We start from the raw sequence: 17,103 nt of genomic DNA on the forward strand, positions 1-17,103 counted from the left end.
CATGGCGAAACTCTGTCTCTTCGATCGCCGCCGGCGCCGGGTTCGCTCCGCGCTGCGTGCGCGCGCTGCCGGCAAGCCCCGCTTGTCGGTTCACCGTTCGGGCAAACATATCTATGCCCAGGTCATCGACGATGCCGCCGGCAAGACGATTGTCGCGGCCTCGAGCCTGGACAAGGATTTGAAGGGCAAGGCCAACAGCACCCGCGAGGGCGCTGCCGAGGTCGGCAAGGCCCTGGCCGAGCGCGCCAAGAAGGCGGGCGTGTCCGCGGTCGTGTTCGACCGTGGCGGCTTCCTGTTCCATGGCCGGGTGAAGGCCCTGGCCGATGCCGCCCGCGAAGGCGGATTGGAGTTCTAAATGGCTGACGAAAACGAAACCCCGCAGGTCGAAGCACCCGCCGAGGCGGCGGCTCCCGAGGCTGCGCCGGCTCCGGAAGCCCGCGAGGGCCGTGGCCCGCGTGGCGGCCGTGGCCGTGGCGGTGGCGGCCGCGACAATCGTGGTGGCGGCCGTGGCCGTCGCGACGACCGTCGTGGTGGCCGTGGTGGCGACGACGAGGGCGGCGAGGAGCTGATCGAGAAGCTGGTCCACATCAACCGCGTCTCGAAGACCGTGAAGGGCGGCAAGCGCTTCGGTTTTGCCGCGCTGGTCGTGGTTGGCGACGGCAAGGGCCGCGCCGGCTTCGGTTACGGCAAGGCTCGCGAAGTGCCGGAAGCCATCAGCAAGGCGACTGCCGCTGCGAAAAAGGCGATGATCCGCGTTCCGCTGCGCGATGGCCGCACGCTGCACCATGACGGCAAGGGCCATTTCGGCGCCGGCAAGGTCGCGGTTCGCGCCGCTCCGGCCGGTACCGGCATCATCGCCGGCGGTCCGATGCGCGCCGTGTTCGAGAGCCTCGGCGTCCACGACGTGGTCACCAAGTCGGTCGGCACTTCCAACCCCTACAATATGATCCGCGCGACTTTCGAGGCGCTCAAGGATCAGACCAGCCCGCGCTCGGTCGCCCAGCGCCGTGGCAAGAAGATCTCCGAGCTTCTTGGCCGTGGCGGCATGGACAAGGGTGAGGCCGAAGCGACCGCCGAAGCGGTCACGGAGTAATCAGTGATGGCCAAGATCAAGATCACCCAGACCGGATCGCCGATTCGGCGCGACAAGACCCAGCGGGCCACCCTGGTCGGCCTGGGCCTCAACAAGATGCACCGCACGGTTGAGGTCGAGGCGACGCCGGAAGTGCTCGGCCAGGTGCGCAAGGTCGCGCATCTGCTGCGGGTCGACAACTAAACCGAAGAGTATCGAGACCGGGCGGCAGCGCTGCCTGGTTTCATGCGCGACAAAAGCGAAAGCGAGTGCAAACCATGACTTTCAAGATCAACGAACTCCGCGACAATCCGGGCGCCCGCAAGGGCCGGGTTCGCGTTGGCCGCGGCATCGGTTCCGGCCTGGGCAAGACCGCTGGCCGCGGCCAGAAGGGCCAGAAGAGCCGCTCGGGCGTCGCCGTGAAGGGCTTCGAGGGCGGCCAGATGCCGCTCCACATGCGGCTGCCGAAGCGCGGCTTCAACAACATCTTCGCCAAGGATTATGCCGAGGTGAACCTCGGCGCAGTCCAGAAGCTGATCGATGCCGGCAAGCTCGACGCCAAGAAGCTGCTCGACCATGACGCGCTGAAGGCCGCGGGACTGGCGCGCGGCGGCAAGGACGGCGTCCGCCTGCTTGGCAAGGGCGAATTCAAGGCCAAGGCCAGCTTCAAGGTCGCCGGCGTGTCGAAGGGCGCGCGCGAAGCGGTCGAGAAGGCCGGTGGCAGCATCGAGGTTCTCGAGCAAATCGACCGCGCCGCGCTGGCTGCCGCCAAGAAGGGCAAGACCCGCGACGCCAAGATTGCCGCCAAGGCCGCGAAGAAGGCCTGACCGGCATTCGTCGCAAAGGGCTTCGCATCGGCCTTGCAGTGACTATATCGGGCGGCGGGGGGCAACGGGCCCGTCGCCGCCTGACTTTTTCTAGGGATCATTAATGGCATCCGCAGCCGAACAATTGGCCAGCAACCTTTCGCTAGCCAGCTTCTCCAAGGCCACCGAACTCAAGAAGCGCCTGTGGTTCACCCTCGGCGCGCTGGTGCTGTTCCGGCTGCTGTCGTTCGTTCCCATCCCCGGCATCGATCCGCGCGCGCTGGCCAATCTGTTCCAGACGCAGCAGGGCGGCGTGCTCGACTTCTTCAACACCTTCTCGGGCGGTAGCCTGTCGCGCATGTCGATCATCGCGCTTGGCGTGATGCCCTACATCACCGCGTCGATCGTGGTGCAGCTTGGCGCCTCGCTCTACGAGCCATGGAAAGTGCTCAAGAAGGAAGGCGAGACCGGGCGCAAGAAGCTCAACCAATATACCCGCTACCTGACCGTGCTGCTGACCAGCGTGCAGGGCTATTTCATCGCCGTCGGCCTCGAAGGCTGGGCGGCGACCAAGGGCATTTCGGCGGTGGTCGAGCCGGGCATGCTGTTCCGCATGGCGGCAACCATCAGCCTGGTCGGCGGCACGCTGTTCCTGATGTGGATTGGTGAGCAGATCACCAGTCGCGGCATCGGCAATGGCGTCTCGCTGATCATCATGGCCGGCATTGTCGCTTCCATGCCGCAGCACCTCGCCCAGCTGTTCGAAGGCGGCCGCACCGGCACGCTCGATCCGCTGCTGGTATTCGGCATCGTCATCGGTGTCGTCGGGCTGGTACTGTTCATCTGCTTCATGGAGCGCGCCCAAAGACGGGTGCTGATCCAATATCCCAAGCGCCAGACGGCGCGGGGCATGATGCAGCAGGAGCGCAGCCACCTGCCGCTCAAGATCAACACCGCCGGCGTCATCCCGCCGATCTTCGCCTCTTCGCTGCTCTTGATGCCGCTAACCGTGTTGCAGTTCGCCGGCGGCGGCGCGACTCCGGATAGCTCGTCGAGCGAGTGGCTGATCACGCTCAGCACTTACCTGCAGCATGGCGCGCCGCTTTATCTGGCGCTTTATGCCGGCGGCATCATCTTCTTCTGCTTCTTCTACACGGCGGTGCAGTTCAATTCGGAAGAAACGGCCGAGAATCTGAAGCGCCACGGCGGCTTCATCCCCGGCATCCGCCCGGGCAAGGCGACCGAGCAGTATTTCGACTATCTCCTGAACCGCATCACCGTGATCGGCGCGGCCTATCTGACGACGATCTGCCTGATCCCGGAGATCGCGCTCAGCCAGGCCGGCGTGCCTTTCTACCTTGGCGGCACCAGCCTGCTGATCGTCGTCAACGTAACGATGGATACGGTCAGCCAGATCCAGAGCCACTTGATCGCGCATCAATATGGCGATTTGATCAAGAAGGCGAAGCTCAAGGGCGCGCGCCGCCACTAGGAAGCGGCGCCGCTCTGGGAGGGGAGAGGCTTTGGATATCATCCTGCTGGGACCGCCGGGCGCCGGAAAAGGTACTCAGGCACAGCGGCTGGTCGCGACACGCGGCATGATCCAGCTGTCGACCGGCGACATGCTGCGCGAGGCGGTTGCCAAGGGCACGCCGACTGGACTCAAGGCCAAGGCGGTGATGGAGGCCGGCGAACTGGTCAGCGACGCGATCGTCTCGGCGCTGATCGGCGAGCGGCTCGACAGCTGCGTTGGGCACGGCGCGATTTTCGACGGATTTCCGCGGACCAAGCACCAGGCCGAGGCGCTCGAGATATTGCTCGGCGAGCGCGACCGGACACTCGACCATGTGATCGAGCTGGTGGTCGACGAAGAGGCGCTGGTCGTGCGCATCACCGGCCGCTTCACCTGCGCCAATTGCGGTGCGAGCTATCATGACAAGTTCCACCTGCCGAAGGTCGAGGGCACGTGCGACGTGTGCGGCCATCATGAGTTCAAGCGCCGGCCCGACGATAATGAGCAGACCGTTCGCACGCGAATGGCAGAATATCGCGCCAAGACCGCGCCGATCCTGCCCTATTATGAGGAAAAGGGCCTGGTCCGCCGGGTCGACGGCATGGGCAGCGTCGAAGAGGTCGCAGCCGCGATTGACGCGATCCTGGACGGCTAGACAAACGGTCCCGTCATTGCGACCCTGCCGCCAAGGGAGAGTAAGACATGCGTTTGCTCCTATTGGCGCTGCCGCTACTTGCCGCCACGCCGGCTTCCGCTGAGGTCGTCAGCGCCGGACCCAACGGCTTCGAAGTGCAGGAGGTCGTCAATTTGGTCGTCCCCCAGCCGAGCGCTTACGCCGCGTTCGGCCAGGTCGGCCAATGGTGGAGCAAGGACCACACCTATTCCGGCGACGCGGCGCGGATGTCGCTGCAGTTGAGGCCCGGCGGCTGCTTCTGCGAGCCGCTGGAGGGCGGCGGCGGCATCGAGCATATGCGCGTCACCTATCTGAAGCCCGGCGAGCAAATCGTCATGACCGGCAGCCTCGGGCCGTTGCTCTACGAGGCGACGGCCGGCGTCATGAGCGTCACATTCGAGCGGATCGCCGGAGGAACGCGGGTAACGATGAACTATCGCGCAGCTGGCTTCGCCAAGAGCGACGGGGACAAGATGGCGCCGCTGGTCGACCAGGTGCTGGCCGAGCAGATGAAGCGCTACCGGAGTTTCGCGGCTTCGGCGCCCAAGCCGGACACGCTCACGCCTTGATCGCCTAAGCCTTGACGAGCGTGACCGTCCGCCATGCGGGCGTGTCGATGGTCGGCATATGGTCTTCATAGGCGACTTCGCGCCAGCGCTCGCTGGAGCGGAGGTCGGGCATCGAAACGTCGCCAGAGACCTCGGCAATCACCTCGGTCAGCTCGATCTTGTCGGCGATCGGCTCGAACAGCTCGAAGATCGCCGCTCCGCCAATCACCGAAATCGGTGATTTGCCCGCCGCGGCAATCGCGCTGTCGACATCATGGACGACATCGACGCCTTCGACCTGCCAGTCGGGGTCGTGGGTCATGACGATATGCTGGCGGCCCGGGAGGATGCCGGGCAGGCTGTCGAAGGTCTTGCGGCCCATGATCATCGCGCTGCCCATGGTCAGCTGCTTGAAGCGCTTGAGATCGCCGGGAATATACCAGGGAAGCACGCCATCCTTGCCGATCACGCCGTTGATGGCGCGGGCGAGGACGATGGTGATCGTTGGGCGGGCCATGACAGGAACCTTGCCTCATGGGCGCGGCTTTGCAAAGCCTTAGGACGATGATCCGAACCTTCCTGGCGGCGGCCGTTTTCACGCTCAGCGCCGGCTCGGCACATGCCGAGACGATCCAGCTTCACGTCGGGCACCTGATCGATCCCGGAACCGGATCGGTTTCCGACAACCGCGAGCTGATCATCACCGACGGCAAGATTGTCAGCGACAGCCCGTGGCGAGGCGTTCGCGCCGACGGCAAGCTGATCGACTGGTCGGGCAAATGGGTGCTGCCGGGCCTGATCGACCTGCATACCCATGTCGCCGACGGCTATGGCCAGACCGACGACCCAGCCGAGCCCTTGAAGCACAGCGAGGGCGCGACGGTACTCAAGGGCGCCGAAATGGCGCGAATCACGCTCCATTCGGGCTTCACCACCGTGCGCGACGTCGGAGTCTATCGTGGTCTGACCGATGTTTCGCTGCGCAATGCGATTGCGGCCGGCGAGGTCGAGGGGCCGCGGATGATCGTCGCCGGCGGCTATATCACTATCCCCGGCGGCGGCGGCGCGGTGACCGGGGCCAAGCCCGGCACGGCGATCGGACCGGAATTCCGCATCGGCGAAGTGCGTAGCCCGGAAGAGGCGCGGGCACGGGTCAAGGCGATGATCGACGGAGGCGCCGACTTCATCAAGCTGATTGCGACCGGGGCGGTGCTGGCGGTCGGCAGCGAGCCGGGCGCGCTGGAGCTGACGCCGGACGAAATGAAGGCGGCCTGCGACCAGGCCAAGGCGATGGGCAAATATTGCATCGCCCACGCCCATGGCGCCGAAGGGATCAAGGCGGCGATCCGGGCCGGGGCGCGGACCATCGAGCATGCCTCACTGGTCGATGACGAGGGGCTGCGGATGGCCAAAGAGCGCGGCGTTTGGCTCGATATGGACATCTATGACGGCGACTTGATCGAAGAGGTCGGGACGCGCGAACATTGGCCGGCCGAATATCTGCAGAAGAACCGGGATACGACCGACTTCCAGCGGCAGGGCTTTGCCAAGGCGGTCAAGCTCGGCGTGCCGCTGACCTTCGGCACCGATGCCGGGGTCTATCCGCACGGATATAATGCCCGCCAGTTCGGCTATATGGTGCGCTACGGCATGACCCCGATGCAGGCATTGGCGTCAGCCACCAGCGAAGCCGCCAAGGCGCTCGGTCGGCCGGAGCTTGGTTCGGTCGCGCCGGGCCATGTTGCCGATTTGGTGGTGATCGACCGCGATCCGCTGAAGGACATCACCGTGTTGCAATGCGTTGCCGGCGTGATCCAGGGTGGCCAGCTGGTCCATCGCGACGATGCGGCGGCTCGGTGCGATCGTTGGAAGCATCCTTGAGCGATCCGCTGAAACTGGTCGAAGCGGTCAGGGCCCGGTTCGGCGAGCGATTGGCAATCACCGATCCGGCCGATATCGAACCATGGCTGACCGACTGGCGCGGTCGCTGGCATGGGGAATCGGCGGCCATCCTCCAGCCCGGTTCGACTGCGGAAGTCGCGGCGATGGTTGCGCTGGCAAATGAGCATCGCGTGCCGTTGGTCCCTCAGGGCGGCAACAGCTCGATGGTCGGCGGCGCGACGCCACCAGCTGACGGATCGGCGCTGATCCTGTCGCTGAGGCGGATGAACGTCATCCGCGCGATCGATGTTGGCGCAAGGCGTGCCGTCGCCGAAGCCGGCGTGATTTTGCAGATGCTCCACGAAGCTACACTCGAACATGGCTTGCGTTTCCCGCTAACGCTCGGCGCCAAGGGCAGCGCGACGGTTGGCGGGCTCATCTCGACCAATGCGGGCGGCACGCAGGTGCTGCGCTTCGGTCCGATGCGCGCCCTGGTCGACGGCATCGAGGCGGTGTTGCCCGACGGGACCATCCATGACGGCCTTACCGGCCTCAAGAAGGACAATCGCGGCTATAGCCTCGACCAGCTGCTGGTTGGCGCCGAGGGAACGCTGGGCGTGGTCACGGCGGCGCGCCTGAAGCTGGTGCCGGCGATCCATACGCGCGCTGTCGCCTGGCTCGGCCTCGCCAGTCCGCAAAGAGCTCTGGATACGCTGCGTGCGCTGGAGGCCGAGACCGACCGGATCGAGGGGTTCGAGATATTGCCACAGGAGTCGCTCGAAGCGGTGCTCACCCACATTCCGGGAACGCGTGCCCCGCTCGACAGCCGCCATGAATGGCACGCGCTGGTCGAGGCAACGGTCGACAGCGAGGCTGCCGAGCCGCCGGCGGAGCTGCTTACCCGCCTGCTTGCCCCGTTAGTGGGGCGTGGGCTGGTCGAAAATGCCGTGATTTCAGCGACAGAAGCGCAGGCCGAGGCCTTCTGGCGGATCCGCGATAGCCTGTCGGAAGCGGAGCGGGCGGCGTTCGGGCCGGCGACCCAGCACGACATCAGCGTCGCGGTAGAGGATATGCCCTTGTTCATGGCCGAGGCCGCGGCCGAGGTGGAGCGGGCCTTCCCGGGCACTTCGGCATCGGGTTTTGGGCATCTGGGCGACGGCAACATTCATTTCCACGTTCGCGCCGGGACGCGCGGCGGCCCGGACTGGCTGGAGCAGGAAGGTCATGCCGTGCAGCGCTTGGTCGACGACCTCGTCACCGCCGCCGGCGGATCGATCAGCGCCGAACATGGCATCGGCGTGATGAAGAAGGATGAGCTGGAGCGATTGCAGCCGGATCGGGTGCGGCAATTGCGGGCGATCAAGACGGCGCTCGATCCCAGAGGACTGATGAACCCCGGCAAGCTGGTTTGAGCGCAAGCAGCGGGGAGCGGCCCGCGATCCCTTGTGCCAAGCTCCACCCATGTTGAAGCAAACTACATTGCCGAGCTTCGACGAGCGCATCGCCACCGTCGATTGGGACGAAATCCACGCCAGTCTCGACCGGCAGGGATGGGCGGTCATTCCCGGCCTATTGAGCGAAGCAGAATGCAACGCGACGGCCGCGCTGTACGGACCAAGCGACATCTTTCGCAGCCATGTGGTGATGGCGCGGCACGGGTTCGGGCGGGGCGAGTATCGCTATTTCGCTTATCCGCTGCCGTCGCTGATCGAGCGGCTGCGCACCGCCCTCTATCCGCGCCTGGCGCCGATCGCCAACGCCTGGCACGAGCGTATGGGGATCGATTGCCGCTTTCCGACCGATCACGCAGCGTTCCTTGAGCGCTGTCATGCCGCCGGACAGGCGCGGCCCACGCCGTTGTTGCTGCAATATGGCGCGGGCGACTATAATTGCCTGCACCAGGATCTTTACGGCGAACATGTCTTCCCGTTGCAGGCCGTGGTGCTGCTTTCACAGCCGGGCGAGGATTTCGAGGGTGGCGAATTCGTGCTGACCGAGCAGCGGCCGCGGATGCAGTCGCGCGCATCGGTTGTGCCGCTGGGCAAAGGTGATGCCGTCATTTTTGCCGTCAATTCGCGTCCGCATCGCGGGTCAAAAGGCGACTATCGCGTGAAGCTGCGGCATGGGGTCAGCGAATTGCGGTCAGGTCGGCGGCATACGCTCGGGATCATCTTTCACGATGCGGTGTGAAGGCCACGGCCCGAAGTAAATTCGGGCCGTCAGTCGGCTCCGCTTCGCGGGCCGCTGGCCGCCTTTTGGTATCTCTTCGCGCCGGCTTCCGAATGCTGCGCATTCGCTCGCCTGCGCTCGGTGCCTCAAGAGTTGGCGCGCCCGGCAGGAGTCGAACCTGCGACCTCATGCTTAGAAGGCACGTGCTCTATCCAGCTGAGCTACGGGCGCGCGTTGGGCAAGGCTTAGCAGGTCAGGAGACCGCTTCCAGCAGCCCTTCGAACAGTCTTCTGCCATCGGTATTGCCATGCGCGGTCTCTAGCGCACGCTCCGGGTGCGGCATCATGCCCAAGACATTGCCCTGCCCGTTGAGAATCCCGGCGATGGCACGGGCCGAGCCGTTGACCTGGTCCGTGTAACGGAACGCGACGCGGCCTTCGCCTTCAAGCCGGTCGAGCGTATCGGCATCGGCCTGGAAGTTGCCGTCGTGGTGGGCGACGGGAATGCTGATGTCCTCGCCCGATTTGTAAGCGCTGGTGAAGATCGACTGGCTGTTCTCGACCTTGAGGCCGACCGAGCGACAGACGAAATGCAGGCCCGCATTGCGCATCAGTGCGCCGGGCAGCAGGCCGGCTTCGGTCAGCACCTGGAAGCCGTTGCAAATGCCGAGCACCGGCACGCCGCGGTTCGCCGCGACCGCGACCGCGCCCATGATCGGCGACCGCGCCGCCATCGCTCCGGAGCGCAGATAATCGCCGTAGGAGAAGCCACCGGGGATGGCGATGAAATCGGTGCCGTCGGGAAGCTCGTTTGTCCGGTGCCAGACCATCGCCGGGGCGCGGCCGGTGACCTGTTCGATGGCGACGGCCAAATCCCGATCGCAGTTGGAGCCGGGAAAGACGAGGACCGCGCTCTTCATGCGTTCTCCAGCTTCTCGATACGGAAATTCTCGATCACCGTATTGGCCAGCAATTTGCGGCACATGTCGGCGATTTCATCGTCGCTGGTGCCGTCGGCGAGGTCGAGCTCGATCAGCTTGCCGGCCCGGACGTCCTGCACACCACCGAAGCCGAGACCCTCGAGCGCATGGTGGATCGCCTTCCCCTGCGGGTCGAGGACTCCGGGCTTCAGGGTGACGAAAACGCGGGCTTTCATGGGGGTCGGTCTTTCGCTGGAGCGCTGCTGGCGGCCCTATGCCGCGAGGTCGCCCGCCGGGCAAGCTTTACCCGATTTTTACCCTTTTGTGACCTGATCATCCTGCCGGAATCTCGGACCCGGCGTGACGAGGAGTAAGGGAATGATCGTCGGCATCGCGGCCATGATGTTCGTGGCGCTATTCGGCTGGGGTCAGGATTACTTCCACTGGACGGATCCCAGTGGAAAGGTCCAGCTCGCCCTGTTCGCGTCGTTCATCCTCGGGATTATCTGCGGCTACAAGACCAAGCAGTGACCTTGCCGGGCGACCGCGCTAGGGCGGTCGCATGAAATGCCTTCCACCCTATGCCCAACTGTTGAAGCTGCGCACCGAACAGCAAGGCGACAGCCTGCGTTTCGTCATGCCGTTCCACGAAGATGTCGTCGGCCGGCCAGGTTACCTGCATGGGGGAGCCATCGCCGGACTGCTCGAATTTGCGGCATTCACGGCACTGACGCGGGCGATCGGCGAAGATGTGATCAAAAAGCCGTTCACGGTGACGGTCGATTATATGCGGGGCGGGACGCCGCGCGACACCTTTGCCGAAGCCTGCGTCGAGCGGCTCGGCAAGCGGATGGCCAATGTTGAGGCCTATGCCTGGCAGGCGGAGCGCGACAAGCCGATCGCCGCGGCGCGGATCAACTTCCTGCTCGAGCGTCAGTAACCGCTCAATTCCGTAACGCGGCCAGCGTGGAAGCGGGGCGAACCGAACAGCTCGGACAGGACGGCTTCGCGCTTCATATAGAGGCCGATGTCATGCTCGTCGGTCATGCCGATGCCGCCATGCATTTGGACACCCTCCTGGACCGCCAGGGCCGACACGCGGCCGGCCTTGGCCTTGGCCACCGAGACGAACAGCTCGGCCCTTGGATCGCCGGCATCGAGCAGCTGGGCCGCCTTGAGCGTCGCGGCGCGGGCAATTTCGATCTCGCCATAGAGGTGCGCGGCGCGATGCTGCAGCGCCTGGAACTCGCCAATCAGTTTCCCGAACTGTTTGCGTTGCTTCAGATATTCGAAGGTCATCTCGCTGGCGCCGGCGGCCACCCCGACCAGCTCGGCAGCCGCACCGGCGCGGCCGGCGTTGAGCGCCCGGGTTAGCGGGCCCCAACCGCCATCGACCTCGCCGACCACGGCGTCAGCGTCGACCGCGACATTGTCGAAGCTGAGGCGCGCCGCCTTGCTGCTGTCGGCCAGGGTAGCGGTGTCGATGTCGAGGCCATTCGCGCCCTTTTCGACCGCAAACAGGGTGAGGCCGTCGGTTTCGCCAGCGGTGCCAGCAGTGCGGGCAGCAACCAGGATGACGTCGGCGCTATTGCCATGGACCACGAATTGCTTGGCGCCGTTGAGCACAAAGCCATTGCCCTGCCGCTTGGCTTCCGTCGTAATACGGCTCGGGTCATGATGCTTGCCCTCGTCGACCGCCAGCGCTGCGACGGTCTCGCCGGCAAGGATGCCGGGAAACCAGCGCTCGGCCTGGGCCGAACCTTCCAGGGCACGGACTGCGGCGACCGCCGTCGTCAGGAACGGCGAGGGCGTGAGGTTGCGGCCAATTTCCTCCAGCACCACACCGGCCTCGACCAGGCCAAGTCCTGCGCCGCCCTGGCTTTCGGGAATCAAGATGCCGGTCAGACCGAGCTCGGCGAACTGCTTCCAGAGATCGGTGCCATAGCCATCGGTGCAGCTGGTATCGCGCCAGTGGCGCAGCTGCGGCTTGATCGCTCCTTCGTCCGCCATGAACGGGCGGATCGTGTCCTGCAACAGCCGTTGGTCGTCGGTCAGGGTCATCATCGATCAGGCTCCTGGCAGGCGGAGGATATGCTTGGCGACGATGCCAAGCTGGACTTCGGACGTGCCGCCCTCAATCGAATTGGCCTTGGTGCGGAGCCAGTCGCGGGCCGCCTTACCGCCCTTTGAGCGGTCGCTGTCCCATTCGAGCGCATCGCTGCCGCCGGCGGCCATGATCAGCTCGTGGCGGCGCTTGTTAAGCTCGGTCCCGGCATATTTCATCATCGACGGCATCGCCGGATGCGCCTCGCCTGCCTTCAACTGGTCGATGAACCGCTCGCTCATCGCCGCGAAGGCCAAAGCATCGACGTCAAATGCGGCGATTTCGGCGCGGAGCAACGGGTCGTCGATCGGTCCAACCGACTTGCCCAACGCTTCCTTCTCGCCGCCAAGGCCCATGCCGCTGATCATCTCGCGCTCATGGCCGAGCAGATATTTGGCAACGTCCCAGCCCCTGTTCTCCTCGCCGACCAGCTGGCTCTTGGGCACCTTCACCTCGTCGAAGAAGGTCTCGCAGAAGGGCGAGTTGCCGCTGATCAGCAGGATCGGCTTGGTCGAGACGCCCGGGCTTTCCATGTCGAACAGTAGGAAACTGATCCCGCCATGTTTGGACTCGGTCGAGGTGCGGACCAGGCAGAAGATCCAGTCGGCCTGGTCGGCATAGCTGGTCCACACTTTCTGGCCGTTGACGAGGTAATGGTCGCCCTTGTCCTCAGCCTTGGTTTGCAGGCCGGCGAGGTCGGATCCGGCACCCGGCTCCGAATAGCCCTGGCACCAGCGGATCTCGCCGCGCGCGATTTCGGTCAGATAATGTTTCTTCTGCTCCTCGGTGCCGAATTTGAGCAGCGCCGGGCCGAGCATCGAAATGCCAAAGCTGGTGAGCGGCGGCCGGCAGCCGAGAGCAGTCATTTCCTCCTTGAGGATCTTGGCTTCGGCCGGGCTGAGGCCGCCGCCGCCATATTCTTTCGGCCAGTCGGGCACCGTCCAGCCGCGCGACGCCATGGCGTCGAGCCATTGTTTCTGCGCGGGTGACTGAAATTCAAAATGACGACCGCCCCAGCAGGCGTCCTTTTCACCGCGCATCGGCTCGCGCATCTCGGCCGGGCAGTTGGCTTCCAGCCAGGCGCGGGTTTCAGCGCGGAAATTGTCGAGATCGGCCATCAATCTTGCCCTTCGCGATAGAGCGTCCTAGCGCCGTTTTGGAACCGATATGCGGGTCCGCGCAAGGGAGCGGTCGGTTATGGATTTTGACCTTACGGAACGTCAGGCTTTTTTCCGCGACCGGGTACGCCAGTTCATCGACCAACACGTCCGCCCGCGAGTCGCGGACTATAAGAAACAGATCGATGCGGGCGATCGCTGGCAGCCGATCCAGCTGATCGAGGATTTGAAGCCCAAGGCGCGTGAGGCAGGCTTATGGAACCTGTTCATGCCGCCGGGCGGCGCGCTCAAGCACGTCGACGAGAGTTTCGCGTTCGAGGGTGAACAGCTGACCAATCTCGAATATGCGCTGTGCGCCGAGCAAATGGGGCGCATCCTGTGGTCGTCGGAAGTGTTCAACTGCTCGGCGCCAGACACCGGCAATATGGAAGTGCTGCACCGTTACGGCACCCGCGAGCAGAAGGCGGAGTGGCTGAACCCGCTGATGCGGGGCGAAATCCGTTCGGCCTTCCTGATGACCGAGCCCGGGGTGGCCTCGTCGGATGCGACCAACATCGAGTGCCGGATCGAGCGCGACGGCGACGACTATGTCATCAACGGCAAGAAATGGTGGTCGAGCGGAGCAGGCGATCCGCGCTGCAAGGTCGCCATCCTGATGGGCAAGACCGATCTCGAGGCGCGCTCCCACGCCCAGCAGTCGATGATCCTGGTACCGATGGATGCGCCGGGAATTACGGTTGAGCGGTTCCTGTCGGTTTACGGCTACGATGATGCGCCGCATGGGCACATGGAAATCAGACTCGAGAATGTGCGCGTTCCGGCATCCAACCTGCTGCTCGGCGAGGGACGGGGCTTTGAGATCGCGCAGGGCCGCCTCGGCCCGGGACGGATCCACCACTGCATGCGGACCATCGGCGCGGCCGAGGAAGCGCTCGACCTGATGGCCCGGCGGCTGCAGTCACGTACGGCCTTTGGCAAGCGCCTGTCAGAGCATAGCGTATGGGAGCAGCGGGTCGCCGAAGCGCGGATCGAAATCGACTGCACGCGCCTGCTTTGCCTCAAGGCGGCCGACATGATGGACAAGGTCGGCAACAAGGCGGCCAAGGCCGAAATCGCCATGATCAAGGTCAAGGCGCCGCGCATGGCGCTGAAGGTGATCGACGACTCCATCCAGGCGCATGGCGGCGCCGGCGTCAGCCAGGATACGCCGCTGGCCGGGAGCTGGGCCGGGATCCGCACGCTGCGGCTGGCCGACGGGCCGGACGAGGTCCACAACCGCTCGATCGCGCTGATCGAGTTCGCCAAGCATGCCGAGGCGCTGGGGTGAGCGCGACCTGCCCGCGGCTGTTCGATCTGACCGGCAAGGTGGCGATTGTTACCGGATCGTCGCGCGGGATCGGCCTCGCCATCGCCGCGGCCCTTGCCGAACATGGCTGCAAGGTCGCGATCTCCAGCCGCAAGCAGGATGCCTGCGACGAGGTTGCCCATGCGATTAACGCCCAGCATGGCGATGAGCGCGCGATCGCGGTCGCGGCCAATATTTCGAGCAAGGATGACCTGCAGAATTTGGTCGACGAGACGCGCAAGGTGTTCGGCAAGGTTGACGTGCTGGTCTGCAACGCCGCTTCCAACCCTTACTACGGACCGATGGCGGGGATCAGCGACGACCAGTTCCGCAAGATCCTGGAGAACAACGTCATCGCCAATCACTGGCTGATCTCGATGGTCGCGCCGGAAATGCTCGAGCGCGGCGAGGGATCGATCATTATCGTATCGTCGATCGGCGGGCTCACCAGCTCGACCATGATCGGCGCTTACAACATTTCGAAGGCGGCCGATTTCCAGCTGGCGCGCAACCTTGCCGCCGAATTCGGGCCCAAGGGTGTTCGAGTGAACTGCATCGCGCCGGGGCTGGTGAAGACCGATTTCGCCCGCGCCCTTTGGGAGAATCCGGACACGCTGAAGCTGGTCACCAAGGGCACTCCGTTGCGCCGGATCGGCGAGCCGCATGAGATTGCCGGCGCGGCGGTCTATCTCGCTTCGCCGGCGTCGACCTTCATGACCGGCCAGGCGATGATCGTCGACGGCGGCTCGACCATCGGGGTCGGGCTATGAGCGGACGACTCGCAGGCAAGATCGCGATCGTCACAGGCGCGGGCTCCGGCATCGGCCAGGCCAGCGTCGAGCTGTTCCGCCAGCAAGGCGCGACGGTGGTCGGTGCCGACCTCAAGGGCGCCGATGTCGAGTGCGATGCCGGCGATGAGGAACAGGTCAGAGCATTGGTTTCCAAAACCGTCTCCGAACATGGCGGGCTCGATATCCTGTTTGCCAATGCCGGCGTGTCCGGTGGATTCGACAGCCTGTTCGAGCAGGACGCGGCGGCCTGGGCCGAAATACTGCGCATCAACCTCATCGGGCCGTTCCTGGCAATGAAATATGGAGCTCCGGTGATGAAGGAGCGCGGCGCCGGATCGATCATCGCCACCGCCTCGGTCGCCGGGCTCAGATCGGGCGCCGGCGGCCCGGCCTATTCGGCCAGCAAGGCGGGCGTCATCAACCTGGTTAAGGTGGCCGCGACCCAGCTGGCGGGCGCGAATATCCGGGTCAATGCCATCTGTCCCGGCCTGATCGAGACCGGCATGACCGAATTCATCTTCGATCGGGCCCGGGCCAAGGGCCAGGAAAGCCAGATCGGCCAACTTAATCCGCTGAAGCGAAGCGGCGCTCCGATAGAGATCGCCAACGCAGCCTTGTTCCTCGCCTCGGACGAGTCGAGCTATGTCAACGGACAAGCGATCGTCGTAGACGGCGGCCTTAGCGCATCGCACCCCTTCAACCATCAAAGCTACGGACGGACCACGACATGACCGATGTCATCGACAAGCCCACCACCAGCCCGATCTCCACCAGCCGCCATGGCGATGTGCTGATCGTCACGTCGAACAACCCGCCGGTGAACGCGCTTGGCGCGGCGGTGCGGCAGGGCCTGGTCGCGGCGATCGAAGAGGCCGAGGGTGACGACGCGGTCAAGGCCGTCGTGATCCGCTGTGAAGGGCAAACTTTCTTCGCCGGCGCCGACATCACCGAATTCGGCAAGCCGCCGGTCATGCCATGGCTGCCGCAGGTGGTCGATATCATTGAAGGTTGTTCGAAGCCGGTGGTCGCGGCGATCCATGGCACGGCGCTGGGCGGAGGACTCGAGGTCGCGCTGGCCAGCCATTACCGGGTGGCGCTGCCCGATGCGAAGCTGGGCGTGCCCGAAGTCAAGCTCGGCCTGCTGCCGGGCGCGGGCGGGACACAGCGCCTGCCGCGCGTCGCGGGCGTGCAGAAGGCGTTGGAGATGGTTACCAGCGGCACGCCGATCGGGGCCAAGGAAGCCTATGCCGTCGGCCTGGTCGACCGGATCGTCGAAGGCGAATTGCTGCAACATGCGGTCGCATTTGCCGAGGAGGTGCGCGACATCCGTCCGCTGCCAAGATCGAGCGAGCGCGACGAGAAGCTGGCCGAGGCGCGCGCCAATCCGGCGATTTTCGACGAGTTTCGCAAGGCCAACGGACGCAAATTCCGCGGGTTTGAAGCGCCCGAAGCCAATATCAAGGCGGTCGAAGCAGCGGTGGCCAAGCCCTATGCCGAAGGCGTCATCGATGAGCGCAACCTGTTCATGGGTCTGATGACCGGGACCCAAGCCAGGGCGCAGCAATATTTCTTCTTCGCCGAGCGCAATGCGGCCAAGATCGACGATATCCCCGAGGATACGCAGCCGCGCAGCGTCAAGAAGGTCGGCGTGATCGGCGCCGGCACGATGGGCGGCGGCATTTCGATGAATTTCCTGTCGGCCGGAATCCCGGTGACGATCTTCGAAATGAACCAGGAAGCGCTCGACCGCGGCACCGGCGTGATGCGCAAGAATTATGAGGCGACCGCGTCGAAGGGTCGCATGACCGCCGAGCAGGTCGAGCAGGCGATCGGGCTGCTGACGCCGACGCTCGATTTCAACGCGCTGTCCGATTGCGACCTGATCATCGAAGCGGTGTTCGAGCAGATGGATGTGAAGAAGGACATCTTCACCCGGCTCGACCAGACCGTGAAGCACGGCGCGATCCTCGCTTCGAACACCAGCTATCTGAATATCGACGAGATCGCCGCGGTCACCTCGCGGCCGCAGGACGTCGTCGGCCTGCACTTCTTCTCGCCGGCCAATGTGATGAAGCTGCTCGAGGTAGTGCGCGGCGCCAAGACCGCACCCGACGTGCTGGTCACCGCGATGCAGCTGGCCAAGAAGATCAAGAAGGTCGCAGTC

Annotated in this window: 21 protein-coding genes and 1 tRNA gene; 16 read left to right on the top strand and 6 right to left on the bottom strand. The window is 64.7% G+C overall.

Annotation, left to right across the window (positions count from 1 at the left end):
* The first annotated feature begins 1 nt into the window (after window position 1).
* The 7 genes from rplR (at window position 2) to Q0C64_RS05955 (ending at window position 4,633) form a co-directional block, all read left to right on the top strand.
* On the top strand, window positions 2–355 hold the full coding sequence (rplR, locus tag Q0C64_RS05925; protein WP_294121491.1) for a 50S ribosomal protein L18: 354 nt from the start codon (window positions 2–4) through the stop codon (window positions 353–355).
* Window positions 356–1,093 (top strand): 30S ribosomal protein S5, encoded by a 738-nt coding sequence (gene rpsE, locus Q0C64_RS05930; protein WP_294121492.1) that lies wholly within the window; start codon window positions 356–358, stop codon window positions 1,091–1,093. It abuts the gene before it with no gap.
* Window positions 1,094–1,099: 6 nt separating this feature from the next.
* Entirely contained in the window at window positions 1,100–1,276 is a 177-nt protein-coding gene (gene rpmD, locus Q0C64_RS05935; protein ID WP_294121493.1) for a 50S ribosomal protein L30, read from the top strand.
* Between the two features lie 74 nt (window positions 1,277–1,350).
* Window positions 1,351–1,899 (top strand): 50S ribosomal protein L15, encoded by a 549-nt coding sequence (gene rplO / locus Q0C64_RS05940; RefSeq protein WP_294121494.1) that lies wholly within the window; start codon window positions 1,351–1,353, stop codon window positions 1,897–1,899.
* A gap of 103 nt (window positions 1,900–2,002) precedes the next feature.
* Window positions 2,003–3,370 carry a preprotein translocase subunit SecY gene (secY, locus tag Q0C64_RS05945; RefSeq protein WP_294121496.1) on the top strand — a complete coding sequence of 456 codons (1,368 nt, stop codon included), beginning with the start codon at window positions 2,003–2,005 and terminating at the stop codon, window positions 3,368–3,370.
* Between the two features lie 31 nt (window positions 3,371–3,401).
* Window positions 3,402–4,046, top strand: coding sequence for an adenylate kinase (locus tag Q0C64_RS05950; protein WP_294121497.1), 645 nt, complete (start codon window positions 3,402–3,404; stop codon window positions 4,044–4,046).
* 47 nt (window positions 4,047–4,093) lie between these two features.
* Complete coding sequence (locus tag Q0C64_RS05955) at window positions 4,094–4,633, top strand: SRPBCC domain-containing protein (RefSeq protein WP_294121498.1); 540 nt, start codon at window positions 4,094–4,096, stop codon at window positions 4,631–4,633.
* 4 nt (window positions 4,634–4,637) lie between these two features.
* Here Q0C64_RS05955 and Q0C64_RS05960 read toward each other — a convergent pair whose 3' ends face one another.
* Window positions 4,638–5,129: a dihydrofolate reductase gene (locus tag Q0C64_RS05960; RefSeq protein WP_294121499.1), complete on the bottom strand. Its 492-nt coding sequence runs from the start codon at window positions 5,127–5,129 to the stop codon at window positions 4,638–4,640.
* 47 nt (window positions 5,130–5,176) lie between these two features.
* Between Q0C64_RS05960 and Q0C64_RS05965 the strand changes: the two genes are divergently transcribed.
* From Q0C64_RS05965 to Q0C64_RS05975, 3 genes are read left to right on the top strand one after another with little or no spacing between them, the layout of a single operon-like run.
* Window positions 5,177–6,493 (top strand): amidohydrolase family protein, encoded by a 1,317-nt coding sequence (locus Q0C64_RS05965; RefSeq protein ID WP_294121500.1) that lies wholly within the window; start codon window positions 5,177–5,179, stop codon window positions 6,491–6,493.
* Window positions 6,490–7,905 carry an FAD-binding oxidoreductase gene (locus tag Q0C64_RS05970; RefSeq protein ID WP_294121501.1) on the top strand — a complete coding sequence of 472 codons (1,416 nt, stop codon included), beginning with the start codon at window positions 6,490–6,492 and terminating at the stop codon, window positions 7,903–7,905. The genes Q0C64_RS05965 and Q0C64_RS05970 overlap by 4 nt, the downstream gene beginning before the upstream one ends.
* Before the next feature lie 49 nt (window positions 7,906–7,954).
* Window positions 7,955–8,683: a 2OG-Fe(II) oxygenase gene (locus tag Q0C64_RS05975; protein ID WP_294121502.1), complete on the top strand. Its 729-nt coding sequence runs from the start codon at window positions 7,955–7,957 to the stop codon at window positions 8,681–8,683.
* A 133-nt stretch (window positions 8,684–8,816) separates the two neighbouring features.
* Here Q0C64_RS05975 and Q0C64_RS05980 read toward each other — a convergent pair.
* From Q0C64_RS05980 to purS, 3 genes are all read right to left on the bottom strand, one after another.
* Window positions 8,817–8,893 (bottom strand) — tRNA-Arg (locus tag Q0C64_RS05980).
* Window positions 8,894–8,915: 22 nt separating this feature from the next.
* A complete protein-coding gene (gene purQ, locus Q0C64_RS05985) occupies window positions 8,916–9,581 on the bottom strand; it encodes a phosphoribosylformylglycinamidine synthase subunit PurQ (RefSeq protein WP_294121504.1) in 666 nt (221 codons plus the stop codon).
* Window positions 9,578–9,817, bottom strand: coding sequence for a phosphoribosylformylglycinamidine synthase subunit PurS (purS, locus tag Q0C64_RS05990; RefSeq protein ID WP_294121505.1), 240 nt, complete (start codon window positions 9,815–9,817; stop codon window positions 9,578–9,580). The genes purQ and purS overlap by 4 nt, the downstream gene beginning before the upstream one ends.
* Before the next feature lie 142 nt (window positions 9,818–9,959).
* Between purS and Q0C64_RS05995 the strand changes: the two genes are divergently transcribed.
* The gene (locus tag Q0C64_RS05995; protein WP_294121507.1) at window positions 9,960–10,112 is read left to right on the top strand and encodes a hypothetical protein; all 153 of its coding nucleotides are present in this window, start codon (window positions 9,960–9,962) and stop codon (window positions 10,110–10,112) included.
* Window positions 10,113–10,143: 31 nt separating this feature from the next.
* A complete protein-coding gene (locus Q0C64_RS06000) occupies window positions 10,144–10,521 on the top strand; it encodes a PaaI family thioesterase (RefSeq protein ID WP_294121508.1) in 378 nt (125 codons plus the stop codon).
* Here Q0C64_RS06000 and Q0C64_RS06005 read toward each other — a convergent pair.
* Both Q0C64_RS06005 and Q0C64_RS06010 read right to left on the bottom strand, forming a co-directional pair.
* Window positions 10,515–11,642 carry an acyl-CoA dehydrogenase family protein gene (locus Q0C64_RS06005; protein ID WP_294121519.1) on the bottom strand — a complete coding sequence of 376 codons (1,128 nt, stop codon included), beginning with the start codon at window positions 11,640–11,642 and terminating at the stop codon, window positions 10,515–10,517. The genes Q0C64_RS06000 and Q0C64_RS06005 overlap by 7 nt on opposite strands.
* A gap of 6 nt (window positions 11,643–11,648) precedes the next feature.
* Window positions 11,649–12,803 (bottom strand): acyl-CoA dehydrogenase family protein, encoded by a 1,155-nt coding sequence (locus tag Q0C64_RS06010; protein WP_294121511.1) that lies wholly within the window; start codon window positions 12,801–12,803, stop codon window positions 11,649–11,651.
* Between the two features lie 79 nt (window positions 12,804–12,882).
* Between Q0C64_RS06010 and Q0C64_RS06015 the strand changes: the two genes are divergently transcribed.
* The 4 genes from Q0C64_RS06015 to Q0C64_RS06030 form a co-directional block, all read left to right on the top strand.
* Complete coding sequence (locus tag Q0C64_RS06015; RefSeq protein ID WP_294121513.1) at window positions 12,883–14,130, top strand: acyl-CoA dehydrogenase family protein; 1,248 nt, start codon at window positions 12,883–12,885, stop codon at window positions 14,128–14,130.
* A complete protein-coding gene (locus Q0C64_RS06020) occupies window positions 14,127–14,918 on the top strand; it encodes an SDR family oxidoreductase (RefSeq protein ID WP_294121514.1) in 792 nt (263 codons plus the stop codon). Before Q0C64_RS06015 ends, Q0C64_RS06020 begins: the two co-directional genes overlap by 4 nt.
* Window positions 14,915–15,670 (top strand): SDR family NAD(P)-dependent oxidoreductase, encoded by a 756-nt coding sequence (locus Q0C64_RS06025; protein WP_294121515.1) that lies wholly within the window; start codon window positions 14,915–14,917, stop codon window positions 15,668–15,670. The genes Q0C64_RS06020 and Q0C64_RS06025 overlap by 4 nt, the downstream gene beginning before the upstream one ends.
* On the top strand, window positions 15,667–17,103 hold a 1,437-nt coding region (locus Q0C64_RS06030; protein WP_294121516.1), incomplete at its 3' end, for a 3-hydroxyacyl-CoA dehydrogenase NAD-binding domain-containing protein. The genes Q0C64_RS06025 and Q0C64_RS06030, both read left to right, overlap by 4 nt.

The organism is Sphingomonas sp., assembly GCF_023266535.1.
Lineage (GTDB): Bacteria > Pseudomonadota > Alphaproteobacteria > Sphingomonadales > Sphingomonadaceae > Sphingomicrobium.

Excerpts from the sequence above, each read along its gene's own strand:
- Q0C64_RS05960 (WP_294121499.1), bottom strand. The coding sequence starts at position 5,129 with ATGGCCCGCCCAACGATCACCATCGTCCTCGCCCGCGCCATCAACGGC.
- rplO (WP_294121494.1), top strand. The coding sequence starts at position 1,351 with ATGACTTTCAAGATCAACGAACTCCGCGACAATCCGGGCGCCCGCAAG.
- Q0C64_RS05965 (WP_294121500.1), top strand. The coding sequence starts at position 5,177 with ATGATCCGAACCTTCCTGGCGGCGGCCGTTTTCACGCTCAGCGCCGGC.
- Q0C64_RS06015 (WP_294121513.1), top strand. The coding sequence starts at position 12,883 with ATGGATTTTGACCTTACGGAACGTCAGGCTTTTTTCCGCGACCGGGTA.
- Q0C64_RS06000 (WP_294121508.1), top strand. The coding sequence starts at position 10,144 with ATGAAATGCCTTCCACCCTATGCCCAACTGTTGAAGCTGCGCACCGAA.
- purS (WP_294121505.1), bottom strand. The coding sequence starts at position 9,817 with ATGAAAGCCCGCGTTTTCGTCACCCTGAAGCCCGGAGTCCTCGACCCG.
- rplR (WP_294121491.1), top strand. The coding sequence starts at position 2 with ATGGCGAAACTCTGTCTCTTCGATCGCCGCCGGCGCCGGGTTCGCTCC.
- Q0C64_RS05975 (WP_294121502.1), top strand. The coding sequence starts at position 7,955 with ATGTTGAAGCAAACTACATTGCCGAGCTTCGACGAGCGCATCGCCACC.
- Q0C64_RS06025 (WP_294121515.1), top strand. The coding sequence starts at position 14,915 with ATGAGCGGACGACTCGCAGGCAAGATCGCGATCGTCACAGGCGCGGGC.
- secY (WP_294121496.1), top strand. The coding sequence starts at position 2,003 with ATGGCATCCGCAGCCGAACAATTGGCCAGCAACCTTTCGCTAGCCAGC.
- rpmD (WP_294121493.1), top strand. The coding sequence starts at position 1,100 with ATGGCCAAGATCAAGATCACCCAGACCGGATCGCCGATTCGGCGCGAC.
- Q0C64_RS05955 (WP_294121498.1), top strand. The coding sequence starts at position 4,094 with ATGCGTTTGCTCCTATTGGCGCTGCCGCTACTTGCCGCCACGCCGGCT.
- Q0C64_RS06005 (WP_294121519.1), bottom strand. The coding sequence starts at position 11,642 with ATGACCCTGACCGACGACCAACGGCTGTTGCAGGACACGATCCGCCCG.
- purQ (WP_294121504.1), bottom strand. The coding sequence starts at position 9,581 with ATGAAGAGCGCGGTCCTCGTCTTTCCCGGCTCCAACTGCGATCGGGAT.
- Q0C64_RS06010 (WP_294121511.1), bottom strand. The coding sequence starts at position 12,803 with ATGGCCGATCTCGACAATTTCCGCGCTGAAACCCGCGCCTGGCTGGAA.
- Q0C64_RS05995 (WP_294121507.1), top strand. The coding sequence starts at position 9,960 with ATGATCGTCGGCATCGCGGCCATGATGTTCGTGGCGCTATTCGGCTGG.
- rpsE (WP_294121492.1), top strand. The coding sequence starts at position 356 with ATGGCTGACGAAAACGAAACCCCGCAGGTCGAAGCACCCGCCGAGGCG.